At 70.9% G+C, this 18,298-nt stretch carries 15 protein-coding genes; 3 read left to right on the forward strand and 12 right to left on the reverse strand.

Translation table 11 applies throughout. The features are described 5' to 3' along the window. Positions 1-5: 5 nt before the first annotated feature. Both E0500_RS34550 and E0500_RS34555 read right to left on the reverse strand, forming a co-directional pair. Positions 6-554 carry a DUF402 domain-containing protein gene (locus tag E0500_RS34550; protein ID WP_131558933.1) on the reverse strand — a complete coding sequence of 183 codons (549 nt, stop codon included), beginning with the start codon at positions 552-554 and terminating at the stop codon, positions 6-8. Beyond that, a complete protein-coding gene (locus E0500_RS34555) occupies positions 535-1,455 on the reverse strand; it encodes a GNAT family N-acetyltransferase (protein ID WP_131558935.1) in 921 nt (306 codons plus the stop codon). Before E0500_RS34555 ends, E0500_RS34550 begins: the two co-directional genes overlap by 20 nt. A gap of 95 nt (positions 1,456-1,550) precedes the next feature. Between E0500_RS34555 and E0500_RS34560 the strand changes: the two genes are divergently transcribed. Beyond that, a complete protein-coding gene (locus tag E0500_RS34560; RefSeq protein WP_131558937.1) occupies positions 1,551-1,919 on the forward strand; it encodes a GntR family transcriptional regulator in 369 nt (122 codons plus the stop codon). Positions 1,920-2,042: 123 nt separating this feature from the next. Here the strand turns inward: E0500_RS34560 and E0500_RS34565 are convergent, their stop codons facing one another. Together E0500_RS34565 and E0500_RS34570 are read right to left on the reverse strand one after the other, a co-directional pair. Beyond that, entirely contained in the window at positions 2,043-2,816 is a 774-nt protein-coding gene (locus E0500_RS34565) for a DUF72 domain-containing protein (RefSeq protein ID WP_131558939.1), read from the reverse strand. A gap of 15 nt (positions 2,817-2,831) precedes the next feature. Beyond that, complete coding sequence (locus E0500_RS34570; protein ID WP_131558941.1) at positions 2,832-3,926, reverse strand: DUF5925 domain-containing protein; 1,095 nt, start codon at positions 3,924-3,926, stop codon at positions 2,832-2,834. A 213-nt stretch (positions 3,927-4,139) separates the two neighbouring features. Here E0500_RS34570 and E0500_RS34575 point away from each other — a divergent pair, with 213 nt between their 5' ends. Further along, positions 4,140-5,561 (forward strand): GH39 family glycosyl hydrolase, encoded by a 1,422-nt coding sequence (locus E0500_RS34575; protein WP_131558943.1) that lies wholly within the window; start codon positions 4,140-4,142, stop codon positions 5,559-5,561. A gap of 76 nt (positions 5,562-5,637) precedes the next feature. Here E0500_RS34575 and E0500_RS34580 read toward each other — a convergent pair whose 3' ends face one another. The 7 genes from E0500_RS34580 to E0500_RS34610 form a co-directional block, all read right to left on the reverse strand. Then, positions 5,638-9,423, reverse strand: coding sequence for a lipopolysaccharide biosynthesis protein (locus E0500_RS34580; RefSeq protein ID WP_131558945.1), 3,786 nt, complete (start codon positions 9,421-9,423; stop codon positions 5,638-5,640). Further along, positions 9,416-10,213, reverse strand: a complete 798-nt coding sequence (locus E0500_RS34585; protein ID WP_181587329.1) for a polysaccharide deacetylase family protein — start codon at positions 10,211-10,213, stop codon at positions 9,416-9,418. Before E0500_RS34585 ends, E0500_RS34580 begins: the two co-directional genes overlap by 8 nt. Further along, positions 10,206-11,225, reverse strand: a complete 1,020-nt coding sequence (locus E0500_RS34590; protein WP_131558947.1) for a glycosyltransferase family 2 protein — start codon at positions 11,223-11,225, stop codon at positions 10,206-10,208. The genes E0500_RS34585 and E0500_RS34590 overlap by 8 nt, the downstream gene beginning before the upstream one ends. Then, positions 11,222-12,049: a glycosyltransferase family 2 protein gene (locus E0500_RS34595; RefSeq protein WP_131558949.1), complete on the reverse strand. Its 828-nt coding sequence runs from the start codon at positions 12,047-12,049 to the stop codon at positions 11,222-11,224. The genes E0500_RS34590 and E0500_RS34595 overlap by 4 nt, the downstream gene beginning before the upstream one ends. Positions 12,050-12,394: 345 nt before the next feature. Next, entirely contained in the window at positions 12,395-13,516 is a 1,122-nt protein-coding gene (locus E0500_RS34600; protein ID WP_131558951.1) for a GNAT family N-acetyltransferase, read from the reverse strand. Between the two features lies 1 nt (position 13,517). Then, positions 13,518-13,853, reverse strand: coding sequence for a hypothetical protein (locus E0500_RS34605; RefSeq protein WP_309505272.1), 336 nt, complete (start codon positions 13,851-13,853; stop codon positions 13,518-13,520). A gap of 355 nt (positions 13,854-14,208) precedes the next feature. After that, positions 14,209-15,417, reverse strand: a complete 1,209-nt coding sequence (locus E0500_RS34610; protein ID WP_131568200.1) for a S8 family peptidase — start codon at positions 15,415-15,417, stop codon at positions 14,209-14,211. 312 nt (positions 15,418-15,729) lie between these two features. On the opposite strand from E0500_RS34610, the gene E0500_RS34615 reads away from it, so the two are divergent. Beyond that, a complete protein-coding gene (locus E0500_RS34615; protein WP_131568198.1) occupies positions 15,730-16,536 on the forward strand; it encodes an SGNH/GDSL hydrolase family protein in 807 nt (268 codons plus the stop codon). Between the two features lie 54 nt (positions 16,537-16,590). On the opposite strand, the gene E0500_RS34620 is transcribed toward E0500_RS34615, so the two are convergent. Beyond that, the gene (locus E0500_RS34620) at positions 16,591-18,276 is read right to left on the reverse strand and encodes a serine/threonine-protein kinase (RefSeq protein WP_131568196.1); all 1,686 of its coding nucleotides are present in this window, start codon (positions 18,274-18,276) and stop codon (positions 16,591-16,593) included. Between the last annotated feature and the right edge of the window lie 22 nt (positions 18,277-18,298).

Below are 18,298 nucleotides of genomic sequence, written 5' to 3' on the forward strand. Positions count from 1 at the left end.
TGCGTTCAGCCGAGGAGTGCCCCGAAGCCGCCCTCGCGGGCCAGGGTTTCCAGCTCGTCGAGGGCGGCCACGGCGGCGGAGGCGGCCCCGGGGTCCGTCCGAGCCAGACCGCTCGCCGCGAACTCGTCCTCGTCCAGGCGCAGTACGGCGCTGCCGTCCGCGGAGCGCCACAGGTCCAGGTCGAGGTCCTCGACGACGAGTTCGGTACCGGAGGGGGTGGCCGAGACGCCGGCCGGGCGCGTGATGTCGCAGTACCAGCCCTTGAGGGTGCCTGCGCCGTCACGGACCTCCTTCACCGCGTACCAGCGGTCGCGCCAGTAGTGTTCGACGAAGACGTCGCCCGGTTCGAACCGTACGAAGCCGAAGTCCCGGACGCCCTCGCCCGCCCAGGGGGCGCGGACGGTGACGCGGGTGCCGTCGTCGTGGAGGAGCTCGGCGGGATAGCGGATCTTCGTACGCCCGGCCTTGACGAGAACGACCTCCAGGGCGACCTCCACGACGACTTCCCGAGCGACGTCCGAACGGTCCGTGGGGTCAGCCGAGTTCGCGGACATAGCGCACCTCCGTCGCGCAGACCTCGTAGCCGAGCCACTTGTTGATCGCCAGCATGGGTCCGTTGGACGCGTCGTTGCCGGTGAACGCCTCCGTGCAGCCCGCCGCGCGGGCGCGGTGCAGGGAGGCGTTCTTGGCGAGCTTGGCCAGGCCCCGGCCGCGGAAGGCACGCGCCGTACCCGTCATCGCCGTGAAGTAGCGGCCCCGGCCGTCGGTGCGGGCCGCGGTGAACGCGGCGGGGATGCCGTCCACCACGGCCACCGTCGTCAGCTCGTGGTCCAGGAGCGGGTGGTGCCAGGTGTTGCCGAGCCACTGTTCGTAATCGTCGAGGTCCGCGTCGATGTCGCCGGGCTCGTCCGCCGTCGTCTCCGCGTCCAGGGCGAACAGCGGGCGCGGGTCGTCGGCGAAGTCCGCGGCGGCGCGCAGTTCGACACCGGACGGTGGCGCGGCCGGCGGCGGGAGGGGGCCGTCGGCCAGGTCGAGACGGAGGAAGCGGGACGAGCGGCTCGCGCGGTAACCCCGCCGCTCGGCGAAGGCACGGTTGTCCGCGGTGTCCAGCACCCAGCAGAACAGCGCCGTCGCGCCCAGCGCGGCGAGCCGCTCCTCGGCGGTGCGCGCGAGCAGGGCGCCCGCGCCACGGTGTACGCGCTCCGGGTGCACGTACACGTTCAGGTAGCCCTGGCCCGGCACCGGGCTGTCGTGGGCTGTACCCGAGTCGGCCGTGCCGATCACCTCGCCGTCCTCCTCGGCGACGAGCAGCCCGTAGTGGGCGTCGGGGTGCATGCGGGTGACGTCGTGGAGGACGGACTCCGCAGTGGAGATCAGAACGGGAAGGGCCTGGCGCCGCACCCGGGCGAGGGCCGCGGCGTCCTCGGGGCGGAACTCGCGCACGATCACAGTCATGGGGTCGCACGCTACGGGGCGAGCACGGGTGGGTGCCTCCGATTTTCCGGCGGGTGCGGGGCGATCGCTCGGGGCGGGTACGGGACAATCGGTCCGTGACCTTGAAGATCCGTATCACCGAGGGGACCGCGCCCTACGAGCAGGTACGCGCGCAGATCTCCGAGCAGGCCCGTTCCGGGACGTTGCCGGTCGGCTACCGGCTCCCCACCGTGCGGGGACTCGCCGAGCAGCTCGGGCTGGCCGCCAACACCGTGGCCAAGGCCTACCGTGCCCTGGAGACGGACGGGGTGATCGAGACGCGTGGGCGCAACGGAACGTTTGTGGCTGCCGCCGGCTCAGCAGCGGAACGGGCCGCCGCGGCGGAGGCTCAGGTGTATGCGGAGCGGGTGCGGCGGTTGGGGTTGAGTGAGTCCGATGCGTTGGGGGCTGTGCGGGATGCCCTGCGGGCGGCCTACGGGGAGTAAGGGTTCTGCTGTCGGGTTCGGTGCTGTGGGGCGGCTCAGAGCTCGGGACGGATTGTTGTTTGCCGGGTGCGGGTTTTTCGTGGCTGGTCGCGCAGTTCCCCGCGCCCCTTGAGGGAGGCGGGGTTACTGTCCGGCCTTGGACGGGACCGGGGTTCTTGTGACCCGTAGGTCCGCTCTGTTTGCTGCGGAGGCGAATACCCTCGCGTCCTCCACCGCCGCTCCGTTCGGGTCGTTGTTGAAGTACGTGTATACGTCGTCGTCGGGGGACCAGGTCGTTGCGATTCGGTCGACCCATGTCTCCAGGGACCGGCGGCCGTAGCGGGGCCACTGCTGGGCGCGGCCCTCGTGGAAGCGGACGTAGCCCCAGTCGGTGGTCCGCCACAGTGGGGTCATTGGCTGGGCGCGTACGTCGGCCCAGCACAGGGCGGCGCCCCGCTTCTCCAGGGCCCGGCGCACCTCGGGCGTCCACCAGGAGTCGTGGCGGGGCTCGACCGCGACGCGGGTCCCGGAGGGGAAGCAGGCCAGACAGGCGTCCAGCAGGCCGGGGTCGGCGCGCAGTGTGGGCGGGAGCTGGAGGAGGACCGGGCCCAGGCGGTCGCCGAGCCCGGTGGCGTGGCTCATCAGCCGGTGCACCGGTTCCTCGGGGTCCTTCAGCCGCTTGATGTGGGTGAGGAAGCGGCTCGCCTTGACGGCGACGACGAAGTCCGGCGGGGTGCGGTCCCGCCAGGCCTCGAAGTTCTCCCGGGACGGCAGCCGGTAGAAGGCGTTGTTGAGCTCGACCGTGGCGAACCGTGCCGCGTACTCCTCCAGCCAGAGCCGCGTGGGCACCCCGGCCGGGTACAGGACCTCGCGCCAGTCCTTGTACTGCCACCCCGACGTGCCGACGAACAGGGTCATACCTCCATCAAAGCACTACAGGTACAGCCCCGCGTCCGCCCCCGCCCGCGGCTCCGGCAACGCCGTCGGGGACGTCCCCCGGCGCAGCGCGTACAGCTCCGCCAAGGTCGCCCCGTCCCGGCCTACCCCCTCCTCGCTGCCCAGCCAGTTCACTGCCTCCCGGCGGGTCAGCGGGCCGACCTCGATGCGGGCGAGACAGCGGCCGGGGCGGACCACGGCCGGATGGAGGCGCTCCAGGTCCTCGTTGGTGGTGACGCCCACCAGGACGTTGCGGCCCTGGCCCAGCAGGCCGTCCGTGAGGTTGAGCAGACGGGACAGCGCCTGGCCCGCCGTGTGCTTCGCCTCGCCGCGGATCAGCTCGTCGCAGTCCTCCAGGAGCAGCAGGCGCCAGCGGTCCTTGCCCGCCGCGTCCTCCTCGCCGATCGCGATGTCCATCAGGTAGCCCACGTCGGAAAACAGCCGCTCGGGGTCGAGGACGCAGTCCACCTGGCACCAGTCCCGCCACGAGCGGGCCAGGGTGCGCAGCGCCGACGTCTTGCCCGTGCCCGGCGGGCCGTGCAGCAGCAGGAGCCGGCCCGCGATGTCCTCCGGGGTCGTCTTCATCAGGTGGTCCATCGCGTCCGCCACCGGCGCGGTGTAGTTCGAGCGGACCTCCTCCCAGGTGCCCGCGGAGATCTGCCGCGTCGTACGGTGCGGGCCGCGCCTCGGCGACACGTACCAGAAGCCCATCGTCACGTTCTCCGGCTGTGGCTCCGGCTCGTCCGCCGCGCCCTGGGTGGCCTGGCCGAGCACCTTCTCCGCCAGCTCGGCGCTGGTCGCCGTGACCGTGACGTCCGCGCCCCGGTTCCAGCGGGAGACCAGCAGCGTCCAGCCGTCGCCCTCCGCGAGGATCGCGCTGCGGTCGTCGTCCCGCGCCGAGCGCAGCACGCGGGCGCCGGGCGGCAGCAGCGTCGCCCCGGAAAGCACCCGGTCGATGTTCGCCGCGTGCGAGTACGGCTGCTCGCCCGTCGCGAAGCGGCCGAGGAACAGCGCGTCGACGACGTCCGAGGGTGAGTCGCTGTCGTCGACGTTGAGCCGGATCGGCAGAGCGTCGTATGGGTTCGGGGACATGCCGCCATGATCCGGCACGGGGGCGGCCCGTGCACCTGGTTTCCCCCGTGTGCCGGTCGTGTCGGCTCCGCCGCCCGACGTTCCGGTGGCGGCGGGCCGAACTCCCGGTACGGGCCGCGCCGTACTCACCGTTATGTACGGGCCGTCCTGTTACCGGGCTGTCGCATGACGGGATCTGTCCCCCCGACAGCCCCGCCGTTACTGTTGTCCCCGATGGGACGTCATGGGTGGAATTCGGGGGCACGGTGGTGGCGGCTCACCGCTCTGCTCGGTGTGGGCGCGGCCGCTCTGGCCCTGGTACTGACCCTGATCAACACACTGCCCGGGGACGGCGGAAGCACCGCCGGGACCTCGCGCGACGGCGACAAGGTGCACGGCACGCCGGCCGTCCCGCCCAAGGCCCTCGGACCGGACGTCGGCTGGGGCTTCACGCACACCCAGTTCAGCGCCGACGAGGGCAGCGGCAAAGCCACCGGGCGGGTCGAAGGGCTGCTGTCGAAGACCGCGATGCCGCAGATCCAGCACATCATGGGCTGGGGCGCGGGCAACCCCGAACCTGTCAAGGGGCGGTACGACTTCGAGGACATGGACCGGCGCATCGACTTCGTCCGCGCCTCCGGCGGCGTCCCGGTCGTCACCCTGTGCTGCGCCCCGGACTGGATGAAGGGCGGCAAGTCCGGCGCCGACAACACGAACTGGAGCCAGGACGCGCTGGAGACCGCCCCCGATCCGGAGCACTTCGAGGACTACGCCAAGCTCGCCGCGACCGTCGCCAAGCGGTACCCGGACGTACGGCACTTCATCGTCTGGAACGAGTTCAAGGGCTTCTGGAACAACGCCGAGGCCCGCTGGGACTACGAGGGCTACACCAAGCTGTACAACCGCGTCTACAAGGCCCTGAAGAAGGTCGACGAGGACATCATGGTCGGCGGCCCCTACCTGGTCATGGACAGCTTCGACCCGCGCCAGGAGTACGGCGTGTCCCGGTCCCTGAGGGGCCCCTGGGGCGCCATGGACCAGCGCCCCCTCGACGCCTTCGACTACTGGAACAAGAACAAGGCGGGCGCCGACTTCGTCGTCGTGGACGGCTCCAGCTACACCGAGGACGACGAGATGCTGCCCGACGAGTTCCAGGCCACCGACAAGCTGACCGCCGTCAGCCGCTGGGTGCGCGAACGGATCGGTGACCTGCCGCTGTGGTGGGCCGAGTACTACGTCGAGCCGGGCGACGCGAACGACGAGCGGGAAGGGTGGTCCGAGACGCGGCGCTCCGCTGTTCACGCGGCCGGGTTGATCGCCATGGCCCGTGGTGGGGCCACTTCCGGTTTCTACTGGAACCCGGAGAACGAGAGGGGACCCGACTGCGCCGGGTGCCTGTGGTCTCCGACCGATACGAGTGACGGCGGGCGGGCCTTGCCCATGCTGGGCCTGCTGTCCCGTTTCAGCAAGGAGTTTCCGCCGGGTACGACGTACGAGTCGGTGTCCGTGGCCGACGACGACAAGCCCAATGTGCGGGTGCTTGCTGATGACAAGGCCGTTCTTGTGGTGAACACGCTGGATCGGTCGATCAGTGCGGAGGTTGATGGGCGGCGGTTCGAGATGGGGGCGTATGAGGTGAAGTGGTTGCGGCGTTGAGCGTCCGCGTCTGCCTGGATCGGTTGGTTGGCGGCTGCGGGTTGTGTGTGGTTGCTCGCGCAGTTCCCCGCGCCCCTTATGGGGCGCCCCCCATCGTCAAGAACCGCTGCACCAGCGAAGCCAGCAGCACCGCCAGCAGCGGCAGCGAGAACCAGAAGCTGCTCTGCAGCCACTGGAGCTGACGGACGCTCGGGCGTATCGCAATCCGTACGATCTCCCGGGCCGTCAGGAGCAGGATCAGCGCTGCGGCCGCCAACCCGCCCACGACCGACCATGGTGTCCAGGTCACCTGGGGGCCGATCGGGCCCGGGTCGGCCTTCGGGGCTCTGCCCTCCGGCTGCTCGCGGAGTGTGTACATCGTGACGTCCGCGTTGGTGAACGCCCTCTTCAGGTCCTTGCGGGCGTCGAGGTTCCTCAGGAGGCGGGTTTCCCAGGTGTCCGAATAGCCGGCGTCCAACTGGAGGTAGGTCACCTGACTGCGGTTGATCATCAGGTACGAGTTCGGGCCCGCGTCCTTGAGCGACTTGGCCAGCCCCGACACCAGCACGGGGTCGGGCGGCGCCAGTGTGGGCACGTACTCGACCTTCTCCATGTCCCGTGCGCCCCACGGCATCGCGGGCGTCACATCGTTCACCGTGTCGGTGCTCAGCCACAGCAGCCGTACGGACGGGTCGTCGTGGGCGTACACGTAGTCCATGGCCGCGACCTCGCCCGTACGGGTCCGTTCGAACGGCTCGTTGCCCCAGCGGGCCACCAGGAAGCCGCCGATGAGGACGAGTCCGGCCATCAGCGCCGCCAGCGGGGCGAGGCTCACCTTGTCCTTGTCGCGTTCCTCGGCCGTCACGCCGGTGCGCGGGAAGAGGGCGAGCCCGGCGAGCAGGGCCGCGCCCGGCAGGGCGAACATGAAGACGCGCAGGGCCATTTCGCCGCCGTACGACTGCATGCCGAAGCCCAGGAACGGGACGAAGGTCAGCACGAGCAATGAGCGCTCGCGGTACTTGTGGTCGCGGCGGCGCCACCAGCCGTAGCAGGCCATCGCCATCACCGAACCGGCGAGCGCCACGCGCGCGTACAGCACGAGTTTGTGGGTCGAGCTGCCCTCACCGATCCGGCCGGAGACGGAGGACGTGACGTTTCCGCCGACTCCGCCGACTCCGCCGAAGAGCTCGTCGAAGTGGCCCGACCAGTACGGCTCCGCCAGGAAGCCCACCCATACCGTCACCAGGACCGCGAAGAGGATGGGCAGGCCACGGAGTTCGGAGCGGCCTGTCAGGACCAGGGCCGCGAGCACGCCCAGCATCACGAACGGCGTCAGCTGATGGGCCGGGACCGTGGCCGCGTACAGCGCGATCAGGATCATGAGCAGTACCGCACGGCGGTGGCGGTCGGCCGGCTCCACCTCCGCCTCGCCGGGGCGCACTGTGCCCCACAGCATGCGCGGCGCGCGGAACCACACGAGCAGGATCGCGACGAAGACGAGGTACAGGAGGTAGGTGAAGCCCTGGGGGGAGAAGTAGTCCTGGCCGACCCAGCTGCTCAGCACGAAGATCCAGATGCCGGTCCACTTGGCGCGCCAGCCCGCCCGCATCGAGCGCGTCAGCAGGAACATCGGCGCCAGGTAGAGAAGTTGCACGGTCAGCGGCCACCAGCGGATCACCTCGGTGAAGTCGCTGACCCCGCAGGCCTTCGCCACGAACGCGGCCGCCGCGAAGAAGCCGGGCCAGCTCCAGCGTGCGTCCAGGTCGGGGACCGCGGATCCGGTGCGGTCGATGTAGTCGATGAAGCCGAGATGCTGCCAGGCCGTCGCGAACCGCGGCTCGGTCTCGATCACCGCCGGCAGTGCGTGCAGCGACACCACCGTCGCCAGCAGCGTGACCAGCAGCAGTCCCTTGTGTTCCCGGCCCGCCCACAGCAGCGAGCCGAAGACGACGGCCAGCAGTCCGGCGCCGGCCAGCGTCGGCATCGGCAGCACGGAGATCAGGCCCAGTCCGCCCATCCCGTCCAGCACCGCGTCGTCGAGCCGCAGCGCGGGCACCCAGTAGAGCAGCAGCGCGGACAGCAGCAGACAGCCCAGCACCGTCCCGGACCTGGTGGGGTGCGGCAGCCGTGCGCGGAGGGACGGGGGAGTGGACTCGGCGGCCTCCCGTGAGGGCTCGGCGATCCGTCGCAAGGGCAGGGCCCCGATCTCCGGCCGTACGGACGGCACCGGCCTGGCTTCCGGTTCCTCCTGGACCCCCCGCTCGCCCGGCGGGGCCGTCCGCTGCTCCGGCAGCGGGATACCGAGCGCCCAGGTCGGCCGGTGATCGCGCCCTAGGGCGGGTGTGCCCGTCGGCGGAGTGCCGGGGCCCGGGCGGACGTCCGGGCGGCGTTCCTGGTGGTCGAAGTCGACGTGGATGCCGAGCGCGAGCGTGTCCGAGTCCAGCGGGCGTGCCCAGGCGGAGCCGGGCCTCCTGGCGACGGCGCCCAGGTCGGCGAGGTCGCCGTCCGGCGGGACGTCCTCGGGCACCGGGTCGGACGGCGCCGTGCGCAGGATGCGGTACAGCCTCGGCGCGGCGATCAGCACGATCACCGCGAGGCTGGAGATCTCCGCGACGCCCGCGCCGACCAGGCCCATACGGGGCAGGAGCAGCAGCGTCAGACCGAGGACGAGGACGCACAGCAGGCCCTGCAGCCAGGCGAGTCCGGCGGTACGGCTCTGGGCGCGCAGCACCGCGAAGTACGTCTCCATGACGACACGCAGCAGTGCTCCCACGGCGAACCAGCGCAGCAGCGGTGTCGCCGCCTCCGCGTAGCCCGCGCCGAACACACCGAGGATCCAGGGCGCCCCCACGAACAGCACCCCGCACACCGGCAGCATGATCCGGGCCATCCGCTTCAGGGCCGCCCGGGTGTTCGCGGCGAGCCGCCCCGGGTCGTGCGCGCCCTCGACGGTCAGGGAGGCGCCCATGTTGATGGCGAGCAGGTTGACCGTGCCGCCGATCGTGGTGGCGATGTAGAAGTACGCGTTGTCGGCGGAGCTGACCTGCGCCGCGATGATCACCGGGACGAGGTAGACGACGGCCAGCGAGAACAGCGAGCCCGTGTAGTCGCCCGCCAGGAAGCGGCCGATCTCCTTCAGGGACGGTGGACGCGCACGGTGCTCGGTCGCCTTCACATGCCGGGGCACCAGGCGCCGGAACACCAGCCAGCCCAGTGGCAGCAGCGACATCGCGATGGCCGCCACCCACGACACGAACACGCCCGTCGTGGGGATCGCGGCGGCGAAGACGACCAGCAGCACCAGCTTGACCGCCAGGAACACGGTGTTGCCCACAGGCACCCAGACCGCGCTGCGCAGCCCGGTCAGCACCCCGTCCTGGAGCGTGAGCAGCGACCAGGCCACCACCGCGAGGACGAAGCCCAGCCCGTTCAGGGGGCCGTGCAGGAAGCGGTACGAGGGCCCCCACATGTCCAGCGTCAGCAGGAACACCGTCGCGGCCAGCGCCACGGCCACCGAACTGCCCGCGTACGTACGGAAGATGAGCCGCCCCGTGGCCCGGCCCGCGATCGGGATGAAGCGGGCCAGGGCACCCGTCAGGGTCAGCGCGGCGAGCCCCGCGAGGAACTTCATCGCGGCGATCGCGGCGGAGCCCTGGCCGACGGACGACTCGGAGTAGTAGCGGGCGGCGGCGAGCCAGAATCCGAGCCCCAGCACGGCGGAGATACCGGTGTTGAGCATCAGGGCGTAGGCATTGCGGAACAACTGGTTGCCGCCCGCCCGCTTGCCCATTCCGGGCAGCCGCAGCCGGCGGCCGGACTCCCCCTCGGGCGCACCGGTCCCGGTGGCGGTGTCGGCCTGGGCTGTGGTGGTCGTGTCAGACACGGGAACGGACGGCCTTCCGGACCTGTCGTGCTCTGCGGACCATGGCGTACCCCTTGGTGAGGGCACGGTCCCTGGCGAAGTTGCGGCCGATCGCGCGGCCCTCGACGAGCCGCTCGAACTCCTCGATGCCCGTGCTGCGCCGCACGGTGACACGGCGCAGCGCGTACGGCCCCTGCGCGCGCCGCGCGAGCCCGTTGCCCACGGCGAGCGCCTGCGCGAACCCGGTCTCGCGGACCGCCCGGCGCACCCGGCGGCTGGAGTAGCCGTACGGGTAGGCGAACGAGACGGGGACCGTGCCCAGTTCACCGGCGACGATCTCGAAGCAGCGGGCCAGCTCGAACCGGAGCTCGTCGTCGTCGAGCATGTCGAGCTGCGGATGGGTGTGGCTGTGCCCGCCGATCTCGACGCCCGCGTCGGCGAGGTCGCGCACCTGCTGGAAGTCGAGCATCGTGTCGAGGGCGCCTCCGGTGTCGTACGCGCCCTTGAGCCAGCCCGTGGACACGAACAGCGTGGCCGCGAAGCCGTGCTCGGCGAGGACGGGCAGACCGTGCCGGTGCACGCCCTCGTAGCCGTCGTCGAAGGTGACGAGGACGGGACGGGCGGGCAGGGGGCGGCCCGTGCGCCAGCTCGCCCCCAGCTCGGCCGTGCTCACCGGAGTGAAACCCCGGTCCCCGAGCAACGCCATCTGCTCGGCGAACGCCTCGGGGGCGACGGACAGGGCGCGCGTCGCGTCGCCCGGCGCTGCCGCGACCGCGTGGTACATGAGGATCGGCACGGGTTCGTCAGTCATGTCCCGGCCCCCCGGGTTCCCGCTGTCGCCCCTCGAACTCCCCTACCGGAGCCACCGAGAACGCCGCCTCGCCGCGGCGCGCCCGGACGCTGCCGACCGCGTACCCGCCGGCCGCGGTCAGCACCCCGGCGACGATCGCACCCGCCCGCCCCGCACCGCCCGGACGGGCCAGCAGCGCGTCGCGCAGTCCGCGGACCACCCCGGCGGGCAGCACGCGGGTGGCGTACCGGCGCTCCGACTCCAGGCCCTTGTCCGCGCCGACGCTCTGGGCCACCAGCGCCTTCGACAGTCCCTCGGCGTAGGTGCGCGTACGGAAGTAGCGGAAGTGCTCGCGTGCCTCGGGCACCCGGTGGTGGATCACCGCGCGGTCGTCCAGCAGCAGCACCGCGTCGGGTCGGGCACGGGTGAGCCGGATGCACAGCTCGGTCTCCTCGCAGCCGAGCGGCCGCTTGTCGCCGTCGCGGCCGATGCCGGTCGCGAAGCCGCCGGCCGCGTCGAAGGCGGTTCGGCGGAACGAGGCGTTGCCGCCGAGCACGTTGCGCACCCGCCCCCGTCCCCGGGGCAGGCCCCGGTAGGCGCAGCCCACCACCCAGTCGAACTCCTCGGGGAACCAGGCCGGGCGGCGGCCGGACGCCCAGACGGGCACCGTCCGGCCGCCGACGGCCATGACCCGCGGGTCCGCGTACCCGTCGGCGAAGTACCGCAGCCAGTGGCGCTCGGCCACGGCGTCGTCGTCGAGGAACGCGACGATCTCGCCGGACGAGGCGGCGATCCCGGTGTTGCGGCCGGCGGACAGACCGCGGGGGCCCGCGTTGGCGAGCACCCGCACCTCCCCGGCGTCCTTGTACTCCCTCGCCAGCCGGTCCAGTAGCGCCTCGTTGTGGTCGACGACCAGGAGGGTCTCCAGAGCCGGCCGGGACTGCGCGCGCACCGAGGCGACCGCCGCGAGGATGTCCTCCCAGCGGTCCTCGGTGTACACACAGATGACGACCGAGACACGCGGCTCGCTCAAGACGCCTCTCCCCGGCCGGCGGTGAGCACGGGGGAGTGCGAACGGCGGCGCAGAGCACGCCGGTTGGAGCGCTCCTTGAGGATCACCCTGAGGACCCGCAGCCCGTCGCGCACGGCCCGCAGATTGCTCGCGCCGTGGATGCGCAGGTACTCGTGGCTGGGAATCTCCTGCACCTTCAGGCCCGCCTTGACCACCCGGATGTTCATCAGGGTCTCGACCTCGAAGCCGGTGCAGTCGAGGTCGATCTCGTCGAGGCAGTGCCGCCAGAACGCGTTGTAGCCGTAGCACAGGTCGGTGTAGCGGGCGCCGAACTTGCGGTTGACGACCGCGCACAGCGCCCGGTTGCCGAGTTTGCGGACCGGTGTCATGTCGTCCGTGCCGCCGCCGTTGGCGAACCGCGAGCCCTTGGCGAAGTCGGCCCCGGACACCAGCGCGGACACGTACGACACGATCTCGTGGCCGTCGGCCGAGCCGTCCGCGTCGACCATCACGATGATGTCGCCGGTGCACGCCTCGAACCCGGTGATCAGGGCATCCCCCTTGCCCTTCCCGTGCTGCGGCACGACCTTCACGTCCGGCCACAGCTCGCGGGCCACCTCGACGGTGTCGTCGGTGGAGTTGCCGTCGACGAGGACCACCTCGTGGATCCAGGCCGGCAGCGTCTTGAAGACGTACGGAAGGTTCTCCGCCTCGTTCATGGCGGGGATCACCACGCTCACCGGCGGCGCGATGGCCAGGTGGGTGGAGATCGGCCGGTACTTGCCGGCCTCCTGTGCATGCTCGCCCGTGTCGTCGGGTATCGCCGGGCGCAGAACTGAGCTCATGAGTCTGGTCCCTCTCGTCCGGCGGACCGCCCGCCCCTGGGCGGCCCGGCTCTTGATCCGGTTCGAAAGGGGGGTTTGTTTCTCACTCGGGCATGACGAACTGGCTCTCCGTGCACGCCGTGTGAGCTGGCAAAGCTGGCCGACTGCCGAAATCGGGCAGCCGGTCGCGCGGCACGGCTCGGTGACAAGTGCGGTCACCGAGCACGGCACCCCCCTACCGCGCCCCGCGCCGGACCATCGCGGTCCTTGAGCCCTCCCCTAGAGCCGCTGGATGATGGACCGATGCGGGTGGATGTACGACGGTATTGATGATTGAGCCCGTATGGCAAGACCTGAAACGAGCTCTCACGTTTTTGTTGTTGTGTCCGATAACTGACCCCTCGAACGGATTTTGCCCATCCGTTTGAGCAGTCTGTCGGCCGGCTCGAACAGTTCCGGCCGGGCGACCACCGTGTTCCGCAGGGCCCGGACCGGAGCTCGGCGAGCCCGGTGTCCGAAGGCCACGGGATGACGGCGGGTCACCCACCCCTCGGACACGGCGATCTCCCGTGTCTTCAGGGAATCCTTGTACTGCTTCTGGCCCCGGCCCAGGTCCAGGTACGCGACACCGTCGGCGGCGGCCTCCTCGGCCATGTGCAGATGCAGCAGCAGACCCGGGGAGAACCTCCCGTACGCCGGGTCGTACGCCGGGAACCAGTCGGTCAGCACCCGCTCGGAACGCAGTCCGAAGTGGGCCGCGATCGGCTTGTCGTCCGCGTACAGCACGGACAGGTTCCCCGCGAACGACTCGGAGCGGGTGTGGAAGAGGCGGCGTACCAGTTGGCTGATCCAGGGGTGCGCGAAGCGGTCCATCCGGCCGGTCCTGCGGTACTGCGCGGACTTCCAGGCCATCAGGGTGCGCAGGGCGGCGGGGTCACGCTCGTCGTGCACGTAGCGGACGTCGCCCGCCGCCCGGCCCAGCCGGCGTTCCTTGGCGAGAGTCGACCGGACGAACTTCGGTGACCTGGCGCGCAGCCGGGCCAGATACGCCTCGTAGCCGTCCTCCAGGTCCATGACCGGGGACGGGAAGGTGCCGGTGGCGTGGGCCTCGAAGGGCGCCTGGCCCTCGGCCAGATGGTCGAACTCCCACACCGCGAGCCCGCAGGCCCGCATCAGCTCCCGGGCGTCCCAGACGAAGCCGGGCCGGTGCACCAGGCCCTGACAGTCGGACAGGCCGAGTCCGATGGCCCGCCCGACGCCGAGGGCGGTCCGCTGGAACGGGAAGAACGCGGCGGCCTCCCCGTCCTCCCGTACCACCGCGATCCGCACTCCGCGCCGGCAACTGCCCACCGCCAGGGTGAACTCCGGGGACAGAAACGGGTTCGCCAGCCCGGGCGAGCCGTGGAGATGGGCCTTCGACTGCAGGGCCGCCCAGGCGGCCCGGTCGGCGGCGGTGAGTTCGCCCGGGCGGTACACGCTGATGTCCACGTCAGAAGGTCCGTCTTCTTCTCTCCGCACGGCCGCGCAGGCGCCGTGCCGGAACCAGCAGGAGGACGAGCGAGCTGATGGCGGCCACAGCCGCGATACCGCCACCAACCGACCACGAGTGGGTCGCCAGCATCCCCTGTGCGACGAGGAGGTTCAGCGCGACCGCGCCCGCGATCGACGCCACGGCGCGGCCGAACGGGTCCAGCCCGCGCAGTGCGGCCCCGATGGCGGTTCCCGGTGCCGCGAGGAGGAAGAACAGCGTGAACGGGCCGCGCAAGGGTGAGTCCGCGTCGGCGAACGCGAGCAGAGCACCGGCCGCCGCGACGACGGCGGCCACACCCGCGAGCAGCGGCCCCAGGTCCCTCCCCGGACCCCGCCCCGGCCGACCCGCACCCCCGGTGAGGGCGGCCCTGATGAAGATGGCTTGATACGTATGGTCTGCATTGGCGACTTTGCCCCCCGAAGCGCCGGATGCCGGGCTTCAATGTCGCTCAGTGGCGCGGGGGAGTCAAGATGGGGAGCCAGGACGCGGAACTCGGCGATGCGCGCCTGTGCCATGCCCGGGCAAAGAACATGTGGCGGTATACGGGAGTTCCCCGGAGGCATGGGGTGCCTCCGGGGAACTCCCGTGCAGGTCGGACGAGTTGCTGTTGCACCCGCATGTTCAGGGTGCTAGGGAACCGCTCCCGGTGTTACTGGACGACCTTCAGGAGACGGTTCGGGGAGCCGGTGCCCGGGCTGGTGACCACGCCCGAGGTGGCGCCGTTCGTGAGGGCCGTGGCGACCTGGGCCGGGGAGGCCGAGGTGTTGCCGCCAAGGTAGATCGCCGCCGCGCCCGCGACGTGCGGGGTGGCCATCGACGTGCCCGAGATGGTGTTCGTCGCGGTGTCGCTCGTGTTCCAGCCTGCCGTGATCGAGGAGCCGGGAGCGAAGATGTCCAGGACCGAGCCGTAGTTCGAGTAGCTGGCCCTCGCGTCCGTGCTCGTGGTGGCGCCGACCGTGATCGCCTCGGTGACACGGGCGGGGGAGTACGAGGAGGCGTTGGCGTTGCTGTTGCCGGCCGCGATCGCGTAGGTCACGCCGCTGGCTATGGAGTTGCGGACCGCCGTGTCCAGCGCGGTGGAGGCGCCGCCGCCGAGGGACATGTTGGCGACCGAGGGGCCGCTGTGGTTCGCGGTCACCCAGTCGATGCCCGCGACCACGCCCGCCGTGGTGCCGGAACCGCTGTTGTCCAGCACGCGGACCGCCACGATCTTCGCGGCCTTGGCGACACCGTACGTCGAGCCGGCGATGGTGGTGGCCACGTGGGTGCCGTGGCCGTTGCCGTCCTGGGCGACGTTGTCGCCGTCCACGGCGTCGTAGCCGTTGGTGGCCCGGCCGGCGATCTGCTGGTGCGAGATGCGGACGCCGGTGTCGATGACGTACGCGGTCACCCCGCTGCCCGCCGAGTCCGGGTAGGTGTACGTGCTGGAGAGCGGCAGCGACGTCTGGTCGATGCGGTCCAGGCCCCACGGGGCGTTGGACTGCGTGGCGTCCACCTGGACGGTCTGGTTCTGCTCGACGGAGGCCACCGCCGGGTCGGCGGCGAGTCTCTTCGCCTCGGCCTCCGAGAGGTTGGCCGAGTAGCCGTTCAGCGCGCTGCTGAACGTCTTCTTCACCGTGCCGCCGTACGTCTTGATCAGGCCCTTGCCCTGGCTGGACGAGGCCTTCAGGCCCGCCTCGCCCTTCTTGAGCGTGACGATGTAGCTGCCCTTGATCGCGGTGGGGGAATCGGCCGCGAGCACCTTGCCCTCGGCCGGGGCGGCCTGGGCGGGAAGTGCCGTGAGCCCGCCCAGGAGGGCGGCCGTCGTCAGGGTGGTGAGGGCGGCGATCCGGATCTTCTTGCTACGCAGCTGTGCCATTACGAGGGAGTCCTCCTCTAGGCAGCGTGCGCCGGGGTGTGGCGCACGGCTGTGGGGGGTGTGCACGTCTTCGCACACACGGCCCGGAGCGTCGCCTTCCACTCCGGGCTGGGTAAAGACTGAGTGATCTACGGGTGTAGCTCAAGGGAGTTGAGCCCTTGTCACGATTCTGTCATGTTCATGTAACAAAACGTCCGCTGAGCGGACGGTTCCAACCCTTGTCCTGATGGAAAGTATTGGCATGAACACTTCCAGTCAACGCGTGTAGCTGGTACCAAAGTTGAGGCAGAGATCCTGCTAAAGGGAGGTTCCATGAGACGTTCCCGATTTACGGCATACGCGGCATCACTCCTCCTCGCCGCCGGCATCGCCCTCACCGGGGCAACGGCGGCGCAGGCATCCCAAGAGGCCGCAGCCACCGGCTACGTGGCCCTCGGCGACTCCTACTCCTCGGGCGTCGGGTCCGGCAACTACATCAGTTCCAGCGGCGACTGCAAGCGCTCCACGAAGGCGTTCCCGTACCTCTGGGCCGCCGCCAACTCACCCTCGTCCTTCGACTTCACGGCTTGCTCGGGCGCCCAGACGAGTGATGTCACGGCCAGTCAGCTGGGCCCGCTGAACTCCGGCACCGGCCTTGTGTCGATCAGCGTCGGCGGCAACGACGCGGGCTTCGCCGACGTCATGACGACCTGTGTCCTCTCGAACGACAGCACCTGCCTCTCGCGCATCAACACGGCGAGGGCGTACGTCGACTCGACGCTGCCCGGACGGCTCGACAGCGTGTACTCGGCGATCCGGGCCAAGGCCCCATCGGCTCGCGTCGTCGTGCTCGGCTACCCGCGGTTCTACAAACTGGGCCAGGATTGTCTCGGCCTCTCCGAGACCAAGCGGTCCGCCATCAATGACGCCTCCGACTACATGAACGCCGCCATCGCCAAGCGTGCCGCCGCCCACGGCTTCACCTTCGGCGACGTCCGCTCCACCTTCACCGGCCACGAGCTCTGCTCGGGCAGCGCCTGGCTGCACAGTGTCAACTGGGTGGACATCGGCGAGTCGTACCACCCGAAGGAAGCCGGCCAGTCGTTGGGCTATCTGCCCGTGTTCAGGAACGCCGCCTGATTCAAGTACGCCTCCTGATTCAAGGACGTCGCCTGAACCAGGGATGTCGCTGATTCAGGGACGCGGCCTGCTCGCTCCGTTCGGGGCGAGCGCGTTGGCCGAGAGGGAAGGGGAGGCCCCGTTCGTCGGGGTCTCCTTCTCGCATGTCACCGAGAAGGGCACCGAGTTGGACTCGGTCCGCACCGGTTCGTGGACCTCGACGCTGATCTCCTCGTTGAACGTGCCTTCGTCGGACTCCGTCGTCGCGGTGACGGAGTCCGACTTGGTCTTCCCGCCTCCGGCCGGGAACGACAGCGTCTTCCAGCCGCGATCCGCGATGCTGCCGCTCTTCGCCACCCAGCGGTACCGGATCTCCACCGGCACGCTGGCCACGGTGAACGTGGCCGTGAAGACAGGCGCTTGGTCGCGCGGCGGCGGGCAGGGGCCGGTGTACTGGGTGTTCTCGCCCTGAAGGGTCACCTTCACGGACTGGGCCGGCGGGGTCGTCGTCCGTTCGCCCTCGGGCGGGGTGCTGTCACCGCCTCCGTTGCCGCTGTCGGTCGTCTTGTCGTCGCCGCCGCCCGAACCGCGGGTGTCGCTCCCGCCGTTCGAACTGCCCGAGGCGCCCCCGCTGTTCGCCGTGTCGCCCCCGCCCCCGCTCCCGTCGCCGCGGTTCAGCAGGGTGTACGTCAGTCCGGCCAGGGCCAGCGCGAGAAGGACCGTGCCGGTGACCACGAAGGCGGCGGCGCGCCGGTTCCGGTCGGGTCGTGCGGGAGCGGGCGAGGCCCCGGGCTGAGTCGCGGCCCCGGGGGCGGGGTACGGCGGGGACGGGGACTGGTTCTCGTAGTGGCCGGTGCGCGCGGTCGGGCCCGGGTCCGGGAAGGCCACGGTCGGGGCGTACGGGGCGGAGGTGGCCGCGCCCGGGCGTGGAGTGCCGCCGGACGCGATCGTCCGCAGGTCCTCCGCCGCCCGCTCGGCCGGGATGCGCTCCGCCGGCTCCTTGCGCAGCAGCCCTTCGATGACCGGGGTCAGTGGGCCGGCCCGGCGAGGCGGGGGCAGCTCCTCGTCGACGACCGCCCGCAGGGTGCTCAGCGGAGTGTTCTGGCGGAAGGGCGAGTTGCCCTCGACCGCCGCGTACAGCAGCACACCCAGCGACCACAGATCCGACTCGGGGCCGGGCCTGCGGCCCAGTGCCCGCTCCGGCGCGAGGAACTCGGGCGAGCCCACGACCTCGCCGGTCATGGTGAGCGCGGAACTGCCCTCGACCATGGCGATGCCGAAGTCGGTCAGGACGACGCGCCCGTCGTTCGCCATCAGCACATTGGCCGGCTTCACGTCCCGGTGCAGCACCCCCGCCTCGTGGGCGGCGCGGAGCGCGGCGAGGATCTCGGCGCCGATGAACGCGGTGCGCTGCGGGGAGAGCGGGCCCTCGGCGTCCAGTACGTCGGCGAGCGAGAGCCCGCGGACCAGCTCCATGACGATCCAGGGGCGGCCCTCCTCCATGGCCACGTCGTAGACCGTCACCACGTTCGGGTTCGCCACCCGGGCCGCGGCCCAGGCCTCCCGCTCCAGGCGGGCGTACATCCGCTCCACCTCGGGCGTCGGGAGCCCGGCCGGGGCGCGCACCTCCTTGACGGCGACCTCGCGGTGCAGGACCTCGTCGCGGGCCCGCCACACGGTCCCCATGCCACCCTCGCCGAGAGGGGACAGCAGGCGGTAGCGCCCCGCGATCACACGCTCAATGCCTGGTTCTTCGGACACGGGTGTCCCCCCATCGCAGCTG

The organism is Streptomyces sp. KM273126, from assembly GCF_004337435.2.
GTDB lineage: Bacteria > Actinomycetota > Actinomycetes > Streptomycetales > Streptomycetaceae > Streptomyces > Streptomyces acidicola.